Origin of the sequence: Microbacterium sp. JZ31 (genome assembly GCF_016805985.1) — a bacterium.
Taxonomy (GTDB): domain Bacteria; phylum Actinomycetota; class Actinomycetes; order Actinomycetales; family Microbacteriaceae; genus Microbacterium.
Window position 1 is genome coordinate 990,780 of sequence record NZ_CP017661.1, and the last position, 15,784, is coordinate 1,006,563.

Genomic DNA, 15,784 nt, shown 5'->3' on the forward strand with positions numbered 1-15,784 from the left:
CGGAGTGCTGGCGAGAGCCGCAGCTCCGGCGCGTCGCCCGAGCCGCCGCGCGGATCACGCCTGGTCGGCGGCCGCGCCGCGCACCTCCTCGGCGACCTCGCCCCACACCGTGCGCATGTGCGCGCGGGAATGCCGCTCGGCGGCGTCCTGGTCGGCGCCCGCCACCGCGAGCGCGACGCGCATGTGCTCCTCGAGCGTGCCCTCGGCGGGGATCGCGGGCGTGAGGCCGAGCCGGGTCCGGCCCTCGAGCACGGCCTGCACGGGGCGCTCGAGCACCGCGAGCAGCGGGTTGCCCGAGGCGGCGAGCAGCAGCGCATGGAACGCCACATCCGCCTCCAGGTAGGGCTCGGACGCGCCGAGGCCGCGGCCGCCCAGCTCGACGAGCCGGTCGGCGAGGCGCCGCAGCTCGGCGCGCTGCGCGGGGCTCGCGCGCCGCGCCGCGAGGCGCGCGGCCATCGGCTCGGCCGCGACGCGCAGCTCGGCGAGCGCCTCCAGCTGCTGCTGCCGGAACGGCCCATCGAGGTTCCACTGGATCAGCTGCGGGTCGAGCGCGTCCCAGAGCTCGCGCGGGCGCACGGTGATCCCGACGCGGCGGCGCGACTCGACCATGCCCATGCTCTCGAGCACGCGCACGGCCTCGCGCACGACGGTGCGGGAGGCACCCTGCTCCTGCTCGATGCCCGCGAGGGTCAGCACGGTGCCGGGGGCGATGCTGCCCGCACTGATGCGGCGCCCGAGCTCGCCCAGCACGTCGCGGTGGGTTCCGCCGCCCATCACGTCTCCTTCGTCGTCGAATGGTGCTACCTTACCCATCGGAAAAGTAGTACCTTTCAATCACCTTCCTCGGATCGCGATCGGCGCGATCCCTGATTTCAACGGAGAATCCCCCATGGAAGATTGGACACCGGTGCTCGGCGCCGGACCGCTGCTGGCGATCGCCGCCGTGGCCGTCGCGCTGATCCTGTTCCTCGTCATCAAGCTGCGGCTGCACGCGTTCCTCGTGCTGATCATCGTGTCGCTTCTGACGGCGATCGCGACCGGCCTGCCGATGGACGTGCTGGTCAACGAGGTGCTGGTGCAGAACTTCGGCGGGACGGTCGGCAACGTGGCCCTGCTGATCGGCCTCGGCGCCATCCTGGGCCGGCTCATCGAGTCGAGCGGTGGCGCGAAGGTGCTCGCCGACGGGATGGTGCGGATCTTCGGCGAGAAGCGCGCCGCGTTCGCGCTCGGCCTCACGTCGCTGATCCTCGGCTTCCCGATCTTCTTCGACGCGGGACTCGTCGTCATGCTGCCGATCATCTTCGCGGTCGCGCGGCGCATCGGCGGCAAGAACCTGCTGCTCTACGGCATCACGGGCGCCGCGGCCTTCTCGGTTATGCACGTGTTCCTGCCGCCGCACCCCGGTCCGGTCTCCGCCACGGAGCTGTTCGGGGCCGACCTCGGCATCGTCATGCTCATCGGCCTCGTCGTCGCCTTCCCGGCCTGGTACCTGTCGGGTTACCTGTGGGGCAAGTTCGTCAACTCGCGCTACCCGATGATCGTCCCGCCGCTGTTCGGCGCGACGGACGAGGATCAGCCGCAGAACCCCCCGAAGGCCAGCACGGTCATCCTGATCCTGCTGCTGCCGCTCGTGCTGATCTTCCTGAACACGGGCCTGAACGCGCTCGGCTCGGTGGGCGCGGTCGACCGCGACGAGACCTGGGTCCAGGCGCTCATGCTGATCGGCACGTCGCCCGTCGCGCTCCTGATCACGGCGCTCGTCGCGCTGCTCGTGCTCGGCAAGTTCCGCGGCCAGAACGGATCCGCGCTCGAGAAGCTCGTGGACAACACGCTCGGCTCCGTGGCCTCGGTCATCCTCATCACGGGTGCCGGCGGCATGTTCGGCGGCGTGCTGCGCGCGTCCGGCATCGGCGACGCCCTGTCCGAGACGCTGGACGGCCTCGGCCTGCCGCTCATCTTCGCGGCCTATCTGATCGCGGTCGCGCTGCGCGTGGCCCAGGGCTCGGCCACGGTCGCGCTCGTGACGACGGCGGGTCTGCTCGCCCCGGCGGTCACCGCCGCGGGCTACAGCCCGATCGACACGGCCGCCGTGACGCTTGCCGCCGCCGCCGGTTCGGTGTTCGCCAGCCACGTGAACGACTCGGGCTTCTGGCTGGTCGGACGCCTGATGAACCTGGACGTCAAGACGACGCTGAAGACCTGGACCGTGCAGCAGGCGATCGAGTCGCTCGTCGGCTTCGCGATCGTCCTGGTGATCTACGCCATCTTCTGATCGGACGGATATGACGACCCACGACGTGTTCGACATCTCGGGCCGACTGGCCCTCGTGACCGGCTCGTCGCGCGGCCTCGGCCGCACGCTCGCCCTGGCGCTCGCGGAAGCGGGCGCCAGGGTGGTGCTGCACGGCCGCGACCGCGCGGCGCTCGCCGGCGCGGCGGACGAGCTCGAGACCGCCACGGGCCGCCGCCCCGCGACCGTCGCGTTCGACGTCGCGGACGCCGCCGCGGTCGAGGAGGGGATCGGCGGCCTCATCGCCGAGCACGGCGTGCCCGACATCCTCGTCAACAACGCGGGCATCCAGCGACGCGCGCCGTTCGCCGAGTTCCGCGTGGAGGACTGGGACGCCGTGATCGCGGCGAACCTGTCGAGCGCGTTCTATGTCTCGCGCTTCGTGACGCCGGGGATGGTCGAGCGCGGCTCGGGCAAGATCGTGAACATCGCATCGGTGCAGTCGCGCCTCGCGCGGCAGACGATCGCGCCGTATGGCGCGAGCAAGGGCGGCATCGCGCTGCTGACGCAGGGGATGGCGGCCGACCTGGCACGCCACGGCATCCAGGTCAACGCGATCTCGCCCGGGTACTTCACGACCGAGATGAACCGCGCGCTGGTGGAGGACGAGGCGTTCACGGAGTGGCTCGTGAACCGCACGCCCGCGCGGCGCTGGGGCGACGTGAGCGAGCTGCGCGGGGCGCTGCTGTTCCTCGCCTCGGATGCCTCGAGCTTCGTGTCGGGACAGAACATCTTCGTCGACGGCGGCATGACCGCCGTGGTCTGAACCGGGACCTGGGACGAGAACGAGTGAGCGGAAGGCGATGAGCATGCGAGCGGTGTGGATCGAGGGCAAGGACGCGATCTCCGTGGGCGAGGCGCCCGCGCCCGAGCCGGGCGAGGGGGAGGTGCGCCTGCGCGTCGACTACGTCGGGATCTGCGGATCCGACCTGCACTACTTCTTCGAGGGGGCGAACGGCGAGTACGTCGTGCGCGAGCCGCTCGTCCCCGGGCACGAGCTCTCGGGTCGCGTCGACCTCGACCCGTCGGGCGCGCTCGCGCCGGGCACGCCCGTGACCGTGCACCCCGCGCGCTTCGGCTCGCCCGTGCGCGGGGCGGAGCAGGATCCGCACCTGTGGCCCGGCGGGTCGTACCTCGGCAGCGCGTCGACGCAGCCGCACACGCAGGGCGCCATGGCCGAGCTGCTCGTCGTGCGCGCCGACATGGTGCGCGTGCTGCCCGAGTCGCTGCCCGTGCGCCGGGCCGTGCTCGCCGAGCCGCTCGCGGTGGCGCTGCACGCCGCGACCCGCGCGGGCGACCTCGCCGGCGCGCGCGTGCTCGTCTCGGGCGCGGGGCCGATCGGTCTGCTGGCGTTCGCCGCGGCTCGCGCGCGCGGCGCGGAGTCCGTGGCGGTGAGCGACGTGCTGGCGGAGCCGCTCGCGCGCGCGGCGGCTCTCGGCGCCGACGAGACGTTCCGGGTGGGGGAGCAGGACCTTCCCGCCGAGGCCTTCGACGTCGTGCTGGAGTGCTCCGGTGCGCCGGTCGCGATCAGCGCGGCGGGAGTGGCCGTGCGCCGTCGCGGCACGGTCGTGCAGGTGGGCATGCTGCCTGACGAGCCGCGGCCCGTGAACCTCGCGCCCTTCATCTCGAAGGAGGTGGCGCTGCTCGGCACGTTCCGCTTCCACGATGAGATCGACGAGGCCGTCGCGCTCCTCGCGGAGCGTCCGGAGCTCGAGCAGGTGATCACCGACGTCGTGCAGGTCGCCGACGCGGAGGACGCCTTCCGGATCGCGCGCGACTCGCGCCGATCCAGCAAGGTCGTCGTGTCGCTGGCAGAGCCGGCGGCGTGAGCGGAAGCGGGGCGCGCGAAGTGGCTGCACAGGACATCGTCCTCGGCGTCGATATGGGCACGACGGCGACGAAGGTCGTGGCGTACACGCCCGACGGACGTCAGCTGGCGTCGGCCTCGCACGGCTATCCGCTCGAGGAGCCGCACCCGGGGCACGCCGTGCAGGATCCGGATCTGATCCTGGGCGCCGTGTACGAGGGCGTCCGTGACGTCGTCGCCGAGCTCGGTCCCGACCGCATCGCGGGGATGTCGTTCTCGTCCGCGATGCACAGCCTGCTCGCCCTCGACGACGAGCTGCAGCCGCTGACACCCGTCATCACGTGGGCCGACACGCGCGCCTCGGCCCAGTCCGAGCGGCTGCGCGCCTCGGCCAACGGGCTCGCGCTGCACCGCCGCACGGGCACGCCGATCCACCCCATGTCGCCACTGACGAAGCTGATGTGGTTCCGCGAGCAGGAGCCGCGGATCCGGCAGACTGCGGCGTTCTGGGTCGGGATCAAGGACTGGGTGCTGCTGCGGATGTGCGGCGCGCTCGTGGTCGACCACTCGCTCGCGTCGGCGTCCGGACTGATGGACATCCACACGCTCGCGTGGGATCAGGAGGCGCTGGGCCTCGCGGGCATCCGCGAGGAGCAGCTGCCGGACCTCGTCCCCACCACCACCGTGCTCGACGGGCTCACGGAGGAGGCCGCCGCCGCGACGGGCCTGCGCACCGCGACCCGCGTCGTCGTGGGCGCGGGCGACGGCCCGCTCGCGAACCTCGGTGTCGGCGCGGTGCGCCCGGGTGTCGCGGCGTGCTCGATCGGGACGAGCGGGGCACTGCGCGTTGCGGTCGACCGCCCGGCCGTTGACCCCCGCGGCGGCGTGTTCTGCTACGCCCTGACGGCGGATCGCTGGGTCATCGGCGGCGCCGTCAACAACGGCGGCATCGTGCTCGACTGGGTGCGGTCCGAGATCGCGGACGGCGAGGTCCCCACCGAGGAGCTGCTCGACGCGGCCGCGACGGTGCCCGCGGGATCGGGCGGCCTGCTGATGCTGCCCTATCTGCTGAGCGAGCGCGCGCCGCACTGGAGCTCGGTTGCGCGCGGCGCCTACGTGGGGCTGACGCGCGCGCACCGGCGCGAGCACCTCGTGCGCGCGGCGGTCGAGGGCGTCGCGCTGCAGCTCTCGCTCGTGCTGCACTCGATGCGCGCCGCGGGACTCGAGATCGACGAGATCCGTGCGACGGGCGGTGTGATGCAGCATCCGCTGTGGCAGCAGACGCTCGCCGACGCGCTCGGGTCGCCGGTCGGCATGCTCGAGGAGCAGGAGGGCTCCGGATTCGGCGCCGCGCTGCTCGGCATGGAGGCCCTCGGGCTGATCGCCTCGATCGACGTGGCGGCCGACCTGGTCCCCGTCAGCCGCGTGATCCGCAACCGCCCCGCCGACGCCGCCGTGTACGCGACCCTGCGGCCGCTGTTCGACGAGCTGTACGACGCCCTGTTCTCCGCGAACGCGCGCCTGCAGAAGCTCGCGCCCTCGCTGCCGCTGGCGTAACAGGGCGTCACCCGCGAATAGGATCGACAGGTGACTTCCGGCCGTTCGTTCTACATCACCACGCCGATCTACTACCCGTCCGACGTGCCCCACATCGGGCACGGCTACACGACGGTGGCGGCGGATGCGCTCGCGCGCTGGCACCGCCAGGCGGGGGATGACACCTGGATGCTCACCGGCACGGACGAGCACGGCCAGAAGATGATGCGCGCGGCGGCGGCGAACGGCGTCACGCCGCAGGAGTGGGTCGACAAGCTCGTGACCGAGGCGTGGTTCCCGCTGCTGAAGACGCTGGACGTCGCGAACGACGACTTCATCCGCACGACGCAGGAGCGCCACGAGACCCGCGCGCAGAAGTTCTGGCAGTCGATCTACGACCGCGGCTACGTGTACGCGGGAGAGTACGAGGCGCTGTACTGCGTCGGCTGCGAGGAGTTCAAGCCCGAGAGCGAGATCGTCGACGGCACGGGTCCGTTCGAGGGGCTGAAGGTCTGCGCGATCCACTCCAAGCCGCTCGAGCTGTTGCACGAGAAGAACTACTTCTTCAAGCTCAGCGAGTTCCAGGACCGCCTGCTCGCGCTGTACCGCGACCGGCCCGACTTCGTGCAGCCCGAGTCGGCGCGCAACGAGGTCGTCGCGTTCGTGCAGCAGGGCCTGAAGGACCTGTCGATCTCGCGCTCCGCGTTCGACTGGGGCATCCCGATCCCGTGGGACAGCTCGCACGTGCTGTACGTGTGGATCGACGCGCTCCTGAACTACGCCACCGCGATCGGCTACGGCGCGGACGACGAGAACTTCGCGCGCCGCTGGCCCGGCTACCACGTCGTGGGCAAGGACATCCTGCGCTTCCACGCCGTGATCTGGCCGGCCATGCTGATGGCGGCCGGCCTGGATGTCCCGAAGGGCGTCTTCGCACACGGCTGGCTGCTCGTGGGCGGCGAGAAGATGTCGAAGTCGAAGGCGACGGGCATTGCGCCCGAGACGCTCGTGGAGACCTTCGGCAGCGACGCGTTCCGCTTCTACTTCCTCTCCGCGATCGCGTTCGGCCAGGACGGCTCGTTCTCGTGGGAGGACCTGTCCGCGCGCTACCAGGCCGAGCTCGCGAACGGCTTCGGCAACCTCGCCTCGCGCACGATCGCGATGATCGGGCGCTACTTCGACGGCGCGGTGCCCGAGCCTGGCGCCTACACGGACGTCGATCTCGCGATCCAGAGGGTCGTGCAGGATGCCGCGTCGCGCGCGGACGAGGCGATCGAGCGGTTCCGGATCGACGAGGCGATCCGTGCGGTCTGGACGATCGTGGACGAGCTGAACGGCTACATCACGGACAACGAGCCGTGGGCGCTGGCGAAGGACGAGACCCAGCGCGAGCGCCTGGCGACCGTGCTGTACACGTGCGCCGAGGGGCTGCGCGCGCTCGCTGTGCTGCTGTCGCCGATCATGCCCCAGTCCACCGCCAAGCTGTGGGCGGCTCTCGGCGCCGACCAGGCGCTCGGGACGCTCGCCGAGCAGCCGATCCGCGAGGTCGGCACGTGGGGCGTCCTGCCCGCCGGCACGGCGACGCAGGCCCTTGCGCCGCTGTTCCCGCGCATCGAGCAGGCCGACTGACGTGAGCTCCCCGGAGACCCCGGAGACCTACGTCCGCGAGCGCGTCAAGGACGGCCGCAAGGACCTCCGCTACCCGGACGCGCCAGAGCCTCTCGCGGTGCCGGTGTACGACAACCACGCGCACCTGGAGATCACGGACGGCGACGAGCCGCTGGACCTCGCCGCGCACCTCGAGCGCGCGCTCGCCGTGGGCATCGCGGGGGTCGTGCAGGCATCCGGCGACATCGAGTCCTCGCGCTGGGCCGTCGAGGCGGCCGAGGCGCATCCGCGCGTCCTCGCCGCCGTGGCGATCCATCCGAACGACGCGCCCACGTACGCGCGGGCCGGGCGGCTCGACGAGGCCATCGCAGTGATGGACGAGCTCGCCGCCCGCCCGCGCGTGCGGGCGATCGGCGAGACGGGCCTCGACTACTTCCGCACGGACGAGGCGGGGCGTCCCGCGCAGCACACCTCGTTCGAGGCGCACATCGCGCTCGCGAAGAAGCACGGCATCGCGATGCAGATCCACGACCGCGACGCGCATCGCGACGTGCTCGACACGCTCGCGCGCGTGGGCGCGCCCGAGCGGACCGTGTTCCACTGCTTCTCGGGCGACGCCGACATGGCGCGCGAGGCCGCCGACAACGGCTACCACCTGTCGTTCGCGGGCAACATCACGTTCAAGAACGCGCAGAATCTGCGCGATGCGCTGGCCGTGACGCCGGTCGAGCGCATCCTGGTCGAGACCGACGCGCCGTTCCTCACCCCCGTGCCGCACCGCGGCCGCCCGAACGCGCCATACCTCGTTCCCGTCACGGTGCGGTTCATGGCTGCCGAGCTCGGCATGGACGTCGACGAGCTGTGCGCACGGATCGCCGCCAACACCACCGAGGTCTACGGCGCGTTCTGACGCGGCCCGGCGACCCGCGAGAATGGACGAATGGTCACTCTGCTCGGGCCCAGCGAGATCCGCTCGCTCGCCGCGTCGCTCGACGTCACCCCCACGAAGAAGCTGGGGCAGAACTTCGTCGTCGACGCCAACACGGTCCGCAAGATCGTGCAGGTCGCGGGCGTGCACGAGGATGACCGGGTCGTCGAGGTGGGGCCGGGTCTCGGGTCGCTGACGCTCGCGATCCTGGAGACCGGCGCGAGCGTGACGGCGGTGGAGATCGATCACCGACTCGCCGAGCGGCTCCCCGAGACCGCGGCGCAGCACGGTGTGCGCGAGGGGGCGCTCACGGTCGTGGACGCGGATGCGCTGCGCGTGACCGAGCTCCCCGGCGACCCGACCGTGCTCGTGGCGAATCTCCCGTACAACGTGTCGGTGCCGGTGCTGCTGCACTTCATGGAGACGTTCCCGCGACTCGAGCGCGGCGTCGTGATGGTGCAGGCCGAGGTGGGGGAGCGCCTCGCGGCGCCGCCCGGCAGCAAGGTCTACGGTGCGCCGAGCGCGAAGGCGGCCTGGTACGGACCCTGGCGGCTCGCGGGGACGGTGTCGCGGCAGGTGTTCTGGCCGGTGCCGAACGTCGACAGCGTGCTCGTCGCCTTCACGCGCGACCCCGAGCCGCGCGGCACCGAGGACGAGCGGATGCTGACGTTCCGGATCGTCGATGCGGCGTTCCAGCAGCGTCGCAAGATGCTCCGTCAGGCCCTCGCGGGCGTGCTCGGCGGCACGGCGGCGGGCGCGAGCGAGGTGCTCGAGCGGGCGCGCGTCGCCCCCACCGCGCGCGGCGAGGAGCTCGCGATCGACGACTTCGTCCGGATCGCGCGCGCGATCGGGCCGATAGCCTGAGGACGTGACCCGGACCCCGCGAGCGCGCGCATGACCTTCGCCGAGGAGATCCCGTCGGTGCGCGTGCGCGCCCCGGGCAAGATCAACGTCTACCTCGAGGTCGGTGCGTTGCAGAGCGACGGCTACCACGAGCTCGCGACGGCGTTCCAGGCGGTGTCGCTGTACGAGGACGTCGTGGCGACGCAGTCCGACGAGTTCACGCTCTCCGTCTCGGGCACCGTCGACGTCGAGGGCGTGCCGACCGATCAGCGCAATCTCGCGCTGCGTGCGGCGATGCTGCTCGCGGACGAGACCGGGTACGAGGGCGGCGTGCACCTCGACGTGCACAAGCAGGTGCCGGTCGCGGGCGGCATGGGAGGCGGATCGGCGGACGCCGCCGCCGCGCTGCTCGCGTGCGACGCGCTGTGGGACACGCGGCTGACGGGTCCCGAGCTGCAGCGCCTCGCGGCGCGGCTCGGCGCCGATGTGCCGTTCGCACTCAAGGGCGGCACGGCGGTGGGCACGGGACGCGGCGATCTGCTGAACCCCGCGCTCGCGCGCGGCCGGTTCGACTGGGTGCTCGTCACGAGCGACGAGGGCGTGTCGACGCCCAAGGTGTACGGCGAGCTCGACGCGCACCGCGAGCGTCACCGGGTCGACATCGGACCGGTGGTGCAGCGCCCGTCGGTCGACGCCGAGGTGCTGCACGCCCTCCGCGCGGGGGACGCCGCGATGCTCGCATCCGCGCTGCGCAACGACCTGCAGGTCGCCACGCTGCGCCTGCGGCCCGATCTCGCCGCCGTGCTCGAGTACGGCGAGGCGGCGGGGGCGCTGGCGGGCATCGTGTCCGGATCCGGACCGACGCTGGCGTTCCTGTGCCGGTCGGCGGAGCACGCGCTCGAGCTGCGCACGGAGCTGGAGTCCGACGGGCATTCGGCGCTGCACGCACACGGTCCCGTGCCCGGCGCGCGCATCGTCGGCTGAGCCGCCGGTTCGGTCTCGATCCGCTCTCGTCCTGTCCCGATGTCCCCGCACGGGGCTACGCTCGCAGCATGCGCGCACTCTGGCGGGACCACGTGGTGGCCGAATCCCCGGACGACCGGATCGTCATGATCGAGGGCAACCGGTACTTCCCGCCGGACACGCTCGATCGCTCGCTGTTCCACGCCAGTCCGACCCCGTACACGTGCCACTGGAAGGGCGAGGCCCAGTACTGGACCCTGCGCCACAGCCAGGGCGACGTGCACGACGAGGCGGTCGACGCGGCCTGGAGCTACCCGACCCCGCCTCACAGCGCGATCGACCGCGTCGGGGCCGACTTCTCGGGCTACGTGGCGTTCGGCGAAGACGTCCGCGTCGTCGCCTGACCGCGTGGGCATCGAGTTCCGCTCCGTCCGCAAGACCTACGCGGACGGACGCGGTGAGACCGTCGCGGTCGACGACGTCAGCCTGACCGTCCCGTCGCACCGGTCGGTCGTGCTGCTCGGGTCCTCCGGATCGGGCAAGACGACGCTGCTGCGCATGGTGAACCGCATGGTGGATCCCACCTCGGGCGTCGTCCTGATCGACGACGAGGACGTGCGGGACAAGGATCCCGTCGCCCTCCGTCGCGGACTCGGCTACGTGATGCAGCAGGCCGGGCTGCTGCCGCACGTGCGCGTGATCGACAACATCGCCACGGTGCCCGTGCTGAACGGCGTGGCGCGGTCGAAGGCGCGCGAGCGCGCGGCAGAGCTCATGCAGACGGTCGGCCTCGACGCGCGTTTGGCGAACCGGTACCCGTCGCAGCTGTCGGGCGGCCAGCAGCAGCGGGTCGGCGTGGCGAGGGCGCTCGCGGCGGATCCGAACATCCTGCTGATGGACGAGCCGTTCGGCGCCGTCGACCCGATCGTGCGTCGCGAGCTGCAGCACGAGCTGCTGCGCCTGCAGCAGGAGCTCGGCAAGACGATCCTGTTCGTCACGCACGACGTCGACGAGGCGTTCCTGCTGGGCGACGAGGTGGTGATCCTGGCGACGGGAGGGCGGATCGTGCAGCGCGGCACGCCGGCCGAGATCCTCGCGTCGCCCGCCGACGACTTCGTGGCCGACTTCGTCGGGGTCGCGGGCGGCAAGCGCGAGCTGACGCTGCGCACCTCCGGCGACAGCACGGTCGTGGTCGACGGATCCGGACGCGTGCAGGGGGTGCTGCGCACCGGGGACAGCGGATGAGCTGGGTCGCCGACAACGTCGGCCTCATCCTGTCGCTGACGGTCGAGCACCTCCAGCAGAGCCTGCTGCCCATCCTCTGGGGCCTGCTGCTGTCGCTGCCGCTCGGGTGGGTCGCGCACCGCTGGCGCGCCGTGCGGGGGCCGGTGATCGTCATCACGGGGCTGCTGTACACGCTGCCGTCGCTCGCGCTGCTGCCGCTGCTGCCGCTCATCTTCGGCATCAGCGCGCTCAGCGAGCTGAACCTCATGCTGGCGCTGACGATCTACGCCGTGGCCATCCTCGTGCGCTCGGTCGCCGACGGCTTCGACTCGGTCGACGACGACGTGCGCCGCGCCGCGGTCGCGATGGGCTACGGAGCCGGGCGGCGATTCTGGGGCGTCGAGTTGCCGCTCGCGGGCCCGGTCATCCTCGCCGGCCTGCGCGTCGCCGCCGTGAGCACGGTCGCGCTCGCGACGGTCGGCATCCTGATCGGCGTCACGAACCTCGGATACCTGTTCACCAACGGCTTCCAGCGGCGCATCGTCGAGGAGATCTTCGCCGGCGTGGTGGCCGTCGCGATCGTCGCGCTCGTCGTGGATCTGCTGCTGGTGCTGGCGGGGCGCCTGCTGCTGCCGTGGGCGCGCTTCTCGGGGGCGAAGGCGGACCGCGCATGAACCTGCTGCTCGAGGCCTTCGCGTGGCTGTTCTCGCCCGAGCGGCTGGAGGGCTCCAATCCGCTGCCCGAGGCCGTGCTCGTCCACCTCTGGTACACGTTCGCGGCCGTCGCGATCGCGGCCGTGATCGCGATCCCGGCCGGCTGGGCGATCGGCCACACCGGCCGTGGTCGCGAAGTCGCCGTGGCGATCTCGGGTGCCGCGCGGGCGATCCCGTCGTTCGGTCTGATCCTGCTGCTCGTGCTGCTGATGGGCGTGACACGCAAGCCGGAGGCGGCCATGATCGCGTTCGTCCTGCTCGCGATCCCGCCGATCCTGGCGGGCGCGTACGCGGGGCTGGAGGCGATCGACCGGCGCACGATCGACGCGGGGCGCGCGCAGGGGATGACGGAGTGGCAGATCCTGTGGCGCATCGAGGCGCCGCTCGGGCTGCCGCTGCTCGTCGCGGGACTGCGCTCGGGGGTGCTGCAGGTGGTCGCGACCGTGACGCTCGCCGCCTACGTGAACCTCGGCGGGCTGGGATACGACATCATCCAGGGGATCGCGCTGCGCCGGTTCGATCAGGTGCTGGGCGGCGCGCTCGTCGTCGCCGCGCTGGCGCTCGTGCTCGACGGCGTGTTCGCGCTGCTGCAGCGGGCATCGCTGCCGCCGTATCTGCGGGAAGGTCCGCGGCTTCAGGAGCGGACGCGTCCCGATGTCCCCGCCACCGCGTAGGCTCTCGCCAGGACGACGGAAGGCGCAGTGATGAGCACCACGACGGGTTGGACCAAGATGATGCGCGGCGCGACCCTGGCGGGTGCGGCGGGGCTGGCGCTCGTGCTGGCGGGATGCGGGTCGAGCGACCCGCTCGCCGAGCCGAGCGAGCCGGCGGGCGAGGAGACGACAGGCGGCTCCGAGACGATCGTCGTCGGATCGCAGGCGTACGCCTCCAACGAGATCATCGCCGAGATCTATGCGCAGGCTCTCGAGGGGGCGGGTTTCGAGGTCGAGCGGCAGTTCTCGATCGGCCAGCGCGACGCGTACCTGCCGTCGCTCGAGAGCGGCGAGGTCGACCTGTTCCCCGAGTACACGGGCAACCTGCTGCAGTTCTACGACGCCGAGACCGAGGCGCGCACGGCCGATGACGTCTACGCGGCGCTCACCGAGGTGCTGCCCGACGGTCTCACGGCGCTCGACCAGTCGACCGCGACCGACCAGGACTCCTACACGGTCACGGCGGAGTTCGCCGAGCAGAACGGGCTCACCACCATCGGCGACCTCGCGGACGTCGAGGGCCCGCTCACGCTCGGCGGCCCGCCCGAGCTCGAAGAGCGCCCTTACGGCCCGACCGGGGCGCAGGAGCTCTACGGCGTCGACCTCGAGTTCTCGGCCACGGGCGACACCACGGTCGAGGAGCTGCTGGCCGGCACGATCGACGTGGCGAACGTGTTCACGGCCGACCCGCGCATCGAGACCGAGAACCTCGTGCCGCTGGAGGACCCGGAGGGCCTGATCCTCGCGTCGAACGTCGTCCCGATCGCATCGAGCGACATCGCCGAGGAGATCGCCGACGTGATCAACCCGGTCAGCGCGGCGCTCACGCCCGAGGGGCTGGTGGGGCTCAACGTGCAGAACACGGTCGAGCAGCGCTCGCCCGAGGACGTCGCGACCGAGTGGCTCGAGGCCAACGGCCTCAGCTGATGCTCGAGCTGTACGGCGAGGTGCGCGCGGGATACCTCGAGTTCGCGCGCTTCGCCGACGGCGCCTCCGACACGTTCGCCCAGTGGGCGCGCGCGGTCGCGGAGGACGATGAGGTGGTCGCCTGGCTGGGGCAGCTGCCCCCGGTCAAGCGGCAGCCGAACCTCGTGTTCGCGGCCGCCCGGGCGCACGGCGTGCCCGCTCCCGGCCCCTACGAGGGCTTCCGCGCCGCCGTCCTCGGCGACGAGGGTGCGGCCATCCGCGACACGATCCTGACCCACGCCACGCAGACCAACGAGGCCCGGCGACTCGCCACCCTGCTGCCGGCGCTCGCGCTCGCCGCCGAGGGGCGCCCGCTCGCGCTCATCGAGATCGGTGCGTCCGCGGGCCTGTGCCTGCTGCCGGACCTCTGGGCGTACCGCTGGCGCACGCCCAGCGGGGAGCACGCGATCGGAGGGCCGGATGAGCCCGAGCTCGAGTGCGACGTGACGGGTTCCGCGCCGCTGCCCACCGAGCGACCCGCGGTCGCATGGCGCACAGGTCTCGACATCGCGCCGATCGACGTGCGCGACGACGAGCGGGTGCGCTGGCTGGAGACCCTCGTGTGGCCAGAGCAGCACGAGCGCCTGGCGCGCCTGCGCGCGGGCGTCGCGCTCGCCCGTCGCGAGCCGCCTCCGATCGTGACCGGTGACCTGCGACGCGATCTGGATGCGCTGATCGACCGGGCCCACGGCGAGGCCGACGGCGCCGCCGTCGTCGTCTACCACAGCGCCGTGATCATGTACCTCGACACCGAGGATCGCCGGGCCTTCGAGGCCGCCATGCGCGAGCGCGTCGCGGCGGGCCGCTGTCACTGGGTCAGCATGGAGGCCTCGGGCGTCGTGCCCGGCCTGGTCGCCGACGCGCCCGCCGGTCACCTCGTGCTGGGCATCGACGGCGACGCCGTGGCGTCAGCGGATCAGCACGGCGCCGCCCTCCGCTGGCTGCGCTGACCCGATCCCGCGATCGCCGCTGCGCGGGTCACCCGTGTGCGCGGGCGAGGCGATCCCTGCATAATGAAGCCACCGGGTGTGAACGTGCACATCCCGGTGCCGCGTGGAGGTGCGCGGCGGTTCGGGGGACAGCGCCGACGCTGGAGCGGGACCGGAGAAGAGCGGGGGCATTCGTGGACCAGACGGAGCGCACGCGGATGCCGAGCATCCGCGACGTCGCGCGCCTGGCGGGCGTCTCGCACCAGACCGTGTCGCGCGTCCTGAACGATCACCCGAGCATCCGGCCCGAGACGAAGCAGCGCGTGCTCGACGCGATCTCCGTGCTCGATTATCGGCCCAACCTCGCGGCGCGAGCGCTCGTCACGAGCCGATCGAACGTGATCGGCGTCATGTCGGCGACGATCGGCGAGTTCGGTCCCGCGTCGTCCATCGCGACGATCGAGGAGGCCGCCCGCGGCGAGGGCTACGCCGTCACGACCGTTAACCTCCCCGCCACGACGCCCGAGGCGATCGGCGCCGCCGTGCGCCAGCTCGTGCGCGAGCAGATCGCCGGCATCGTGGTGCTCGCGCCGCAGGTCCGGGTGTTCCATGTGCTGCGGGGCATGGCGATCGACGTGCCGTTCGTCAGTCTGCAGACGGCGTCCGGCGCGACGGGGGAGACCCTCGCGGCCGATCAGGTCGAGGGCGCGCGCCTCGCCACTGCGCACCTGATCGAGCTCGGCCATCGCGACATCATCCATCTCGCGGGCCCGCAGGACTGGATCGAGGCCGAGTCGCGCATGCGCGGCTACCTCGATGCGCTGCGGGAGGCGGATCTGCCGACGATCGCTCCGATCCGCGGTGACTGGACGGCGGACTTCGGGCACTTCGCGGGGCAGGAGCTCGCGCGTCGCGGGGACTTCACGGCCGTGTTCGCGGCGAACGACCTGATGGCGATCGGCCTCATGCACGGCTTCCGCGACGCGGGGCTCGAGGTGCCGCGCGACGTCAGCGTCGTCGGCTTCGACGACATCCCCGTCGCGCCGCACGTGTGGCCGCCGCTGACCACGGTCCACCAGGACTTCCCCGAGCTCGGCCGTCGCGCGGTCGAGCTGCTGCTCGCCGAGATCCGCGGCGAGGACACCCCCGCCTTCGGCCTCCTCGAACCGGTCATGCTCAAGCGCGAATCGAGCGCGGCGCCCTGGCGCCGCTGACCTCCGCCCGCCCCCGCTTGACATGTCGCCGGGAGAGATGCACGATGTAC

General features: G+C 72.1%; 16 protein-coding genes. 15 read left to right on the top strand and 1 reads right to left on the bottom strand.

From position 1 onward, the window contains the following. Positions 1 to 54: 54 nt before the first annotated feature. The gene (locus BJP60_RS04710) at positions 55 to 774 is read right to left on the bottom strand and encodes a FadR/GntR family transcriptional regulator (protein ID WP_203137892.1); all 720 of its coding nucleotides are present in this window, start codon (positions 772 to 774) and stop codon (positions 55 to 57) included. A gap of 115 nt (positions 775 to 889) precedes the next feature. Between BJP60_RS04710 and BJP60_RS04715 the strand changes: the two genes are divergently transcribed. The 15 genes from BJP60_RS04715 (at position 890) to BJP60_RS04785 (ending at position 15,734) form a co-directional block, all read left to right on the top strand. Continuing rightward, the gene (locus tag BJP60_RS04715; RefSeq protein ID WP_203137893.1) at positions 890 to 2,272 is read left to right on the top strand and encodes a GntP family permease; all 1,383 of its coding nucleotides are present in this window, start codon (positions 890 to 892) and stop codon (positions 2,270 to 2,272) included. Between the two features lie 10 nt (positions 2,273 to 2,282). Further along, on the top strand, positions 2,283 to 3,056 hold the full coding sequence (locus tag BJP60_RS04720; protein WP_203137895.1) for an SDR family oxidoreductase: 774 nt from the start codon (positions 2,283 to 2,285) through the stop codon (positions 3,054 to 3,056). Between the two features lie 43 nt (positions 3,057 to 3,099). Beyond that, on the top strand, positions 3,100 to 4,119 hold the full coding sequence (locus tag BJP60_RS04725; RefSeq protein WP_203138962.1) for a zinc-binding dehydrogenase: 1,020 nt from the start codon (positions 3,100 to 3,102) through the stop codon (positions 4,117 to 4,119). A gap of 20 nt (positions 4,120 to 4,139) precedes the next feature. Further along, entirely contained in the window at positions 4,140 to 5,654 is a 1,515-nt protein-coding gene (locus tag BJP60_RS04730; RefSeq protein ID WP_238439562.1) for a gluconokinase, read from the top strand. A gap of 30 nt (positions 5,655 to 5,684) precedes the next feature. Next, positions 5,685 to 7,262, top strand: a complete 1,578-nt coding sequence (metG, locus tag BJP60_RS04735; protein ID WP_203137897.1) for a methionine--tRNA ligase — start codon at positions 5,685 to 5,687, stop codon at positions 7,260 to 7,262. A 1-nt stretch (position 7,263) separates the two neighbouring features. Next, complete coding sequence (locus BJP60_RS04740) at positions 7,264 to 8,151, top strand: TatD family hydrolase (protein ID WP_203137899.1); 888 nt, start codon at positions 7,264 to 7,266, stop codon at positions 8,149 to 8,151. Positions 8,152 to 8,181: 30 nt separating this feature from the next. Further along, the gene (gene rsmA / locus BJP60_RS04745) at positions 8,182 to 9,033 is read left to right on the top strand and encodes a 16S rRNA (adenine(1518)-N(6)/adenine(1519)-N(6))-dimethyltransferase RsmA (RefSeq protein WP_203137900.1); all 852 of its coding nucleotides are present in this window, start codon (positions 8,182 to 8,184) and stop codon (positions 9,031 to 9,033) included. A gap of 30 nt (positions 9,034 to 9,063) precedes the next feature. Next, positions 9,064 to 9,996: a 4-(cytidine 5'-diphospho)-2-C-methyl-D-erythritol kinase gene (locus BJP60_RS04750; protein ID WP_203137902.1), complete on the top strand. Its 933-nt coding sequence runs from the start codon at positions 9,064 to 9,066 to the stop codon at positions 9,994 to 9,996. A 68-nt stretch (positions 9,997 to 10,064) separates the two neighbouring features. After that, a complete protein-coding gene (locus tag BJP60_RS04755; RefSeq protein ID WP_203137904.1) occupies positions 10,065 to 10,379 on the top strand; it encodes a DUF427 domain-containing protein in 315 nt (104 codons plus the stop codon). A 4-nt stretch (positions 10,380 to 10,383) separates the two neighbouring features. Further along, on the top strand, positions 10,384 to 11,220 hold the full coding sequence (locus BJP60_RS04760) for an ABC transporter ATP-binding protein (protein WP_203137905.1): 837 nt from the start codon (positions 10,384 to 10,386) through the stop codon (positions 11,218 to 11,220). Then, complete coding sequence (locus BJP60_RS04765) at positions 11,217 to 11,873, top strand: ABC transporter permease (RefSeq protein WP_203137906.1); 657 nt, start codon at positions 11,217 to 11,219, stop codon at positions 11,871 to 11,873. The genes BJP60_RS04760 and BJP60_RS04765 overlap by 4 nt, the downstream gene beginning before the upstream one ends. Next, positions 11,870 to 12,586, top strand: coding sequence for an ABC transporter permease (locus BJP60_RS04770; protein WP_203137907.1), 717 nt, complete (start codon positions 11,870 to 11,872; stop codon positions 12,584 to 12,586). The genes BJP60_RS04765 and BJP60_RS04770 overlap by 4 nt, the downstream gene beginning before the upstream one ends. A 30-nt stretch (positions 12,587 to 12,616) precedes the next feature. Next, the gene (locus BJP60_RS04775; RefSeq protein WP_203137908.1) at positions 12,617 to 13,552 is read left to right on the top strand and encodes an ABC transporter substrate-binding protein; all 936 of its coding nucleotides are present in this window, start codon (positions 12,617 to 12,619) and stop codon (positions 13,550 to 13,552) included. Continuing rightward, a complete protein-coding gene (locus tag BJP60_RS04780; protein ID WP_203137909.1) occupies positions 13,552 to 14,541 on the top strand; it encodes a DUF2332 domain-containing protein in 990 nt (329 codons plus the stop codon). Before BJP60_RS04775 ends, BJP60_RS04780 begins: the two co-directional genes overlap by 1 nt. A 197-nt stretch (positions 14,542 to 14,738) precedes the next feature. Further along, positions 14,739 to 15,734: a LacI family DNA-binding transcriptional regulator gene (locus BJP60_RS04785; RefSeq protein WP_203138964.1), complete on the top strand. Its 996-nt coding sequence runs from the start codon at positions 14,739 to 14,741 to the stop codon at positions 15,732 to 15,734. Positions 15,735 to 15,784 lie beyond the last annotated feature (50 nt).

Coding starts and splice junctions, on each gene's coding strand:
- BJP60_RS04765 (WP_203137906.1), top strand. CDS start 11,217: ATGAGCTGGGTCGCCGACAACGTCGGCCTCATCCTGTCGCTGACGGTC.
- BJP60_RS04720 (WP_203137895.1), top strand. CDS start 2,283: ATGACGACCCACGACGTGTTCGACATCTCGGGCCGACTGGCCCTCGTG.
- BJP60_RS04785 (WP_203138964.1), top strand. CDS start 14,739: ATGCCGAGCATCCGCGACGTCGCGCGCCTGGCGGGCGTCTCGCACCAG.
- BJP60_RS04775 (WP_203137908.1), top strand. CDS start 12,617: ATGAGCACCACGACGGGTTGGACCAAGATGATGCGCGGCGCGACCCTG.
- BJP60_RS04750 (WP_203137902.1), top strand. CDS start 9,064: ATGACCTTCGCCGAGGAGATCCCGTCGGTGCGCGTGCGCGCCCCGGGC.
- BJP60_RS04770 (WP_203137907.1), top strand. CDS start 11,870: ATGAACCTGCTGCTCGAGGCCTTCGCGTGGCTGTTCTCGCCCGAGCGG.
- BJP60_RS04725 (WP_203138962.1), top strand. CDS start 3,100: ATGCGAGCGGTGTGGATCGAGGGCAAGGACGCGATCTCCGTGGGCGAG.
- BJP60_RS04780 (WP_203137909.1), top strand. CDS start 13,552: ATGCTCGAGCTGTACGGCGAGGTGCGCGCGGGATACCTCGAGTTCGCG.
- rsmA (WP_203137900.1), top strand. CDS start 8,182: ATGGTCACTCTGCTCGGGCCCAGCGAGATCCGCTCGCTCGCCGCGTCG.
- BJP60_RS04710 (WP_203137892.1), bottom strand. CDS start 774: ATGGGCGGCGGAACCCACCGCGACGTGCTGGGCGAGCTCGGGCGCCGC.
- BJP60_RS04755 (WP_203137904.1), top strand. CDS start 10,065: ATGCGCGCACTCTGGCGGGACCACGTGGTGGCCGAATCCCCGGACGAC.
- BJP60_RS04715 (WP_203137893.1), top strand. CDS start 890: ATGGAAGATTGGACACCGGTGCTCGGCGCCGGACCGCTGCTGGCGATC.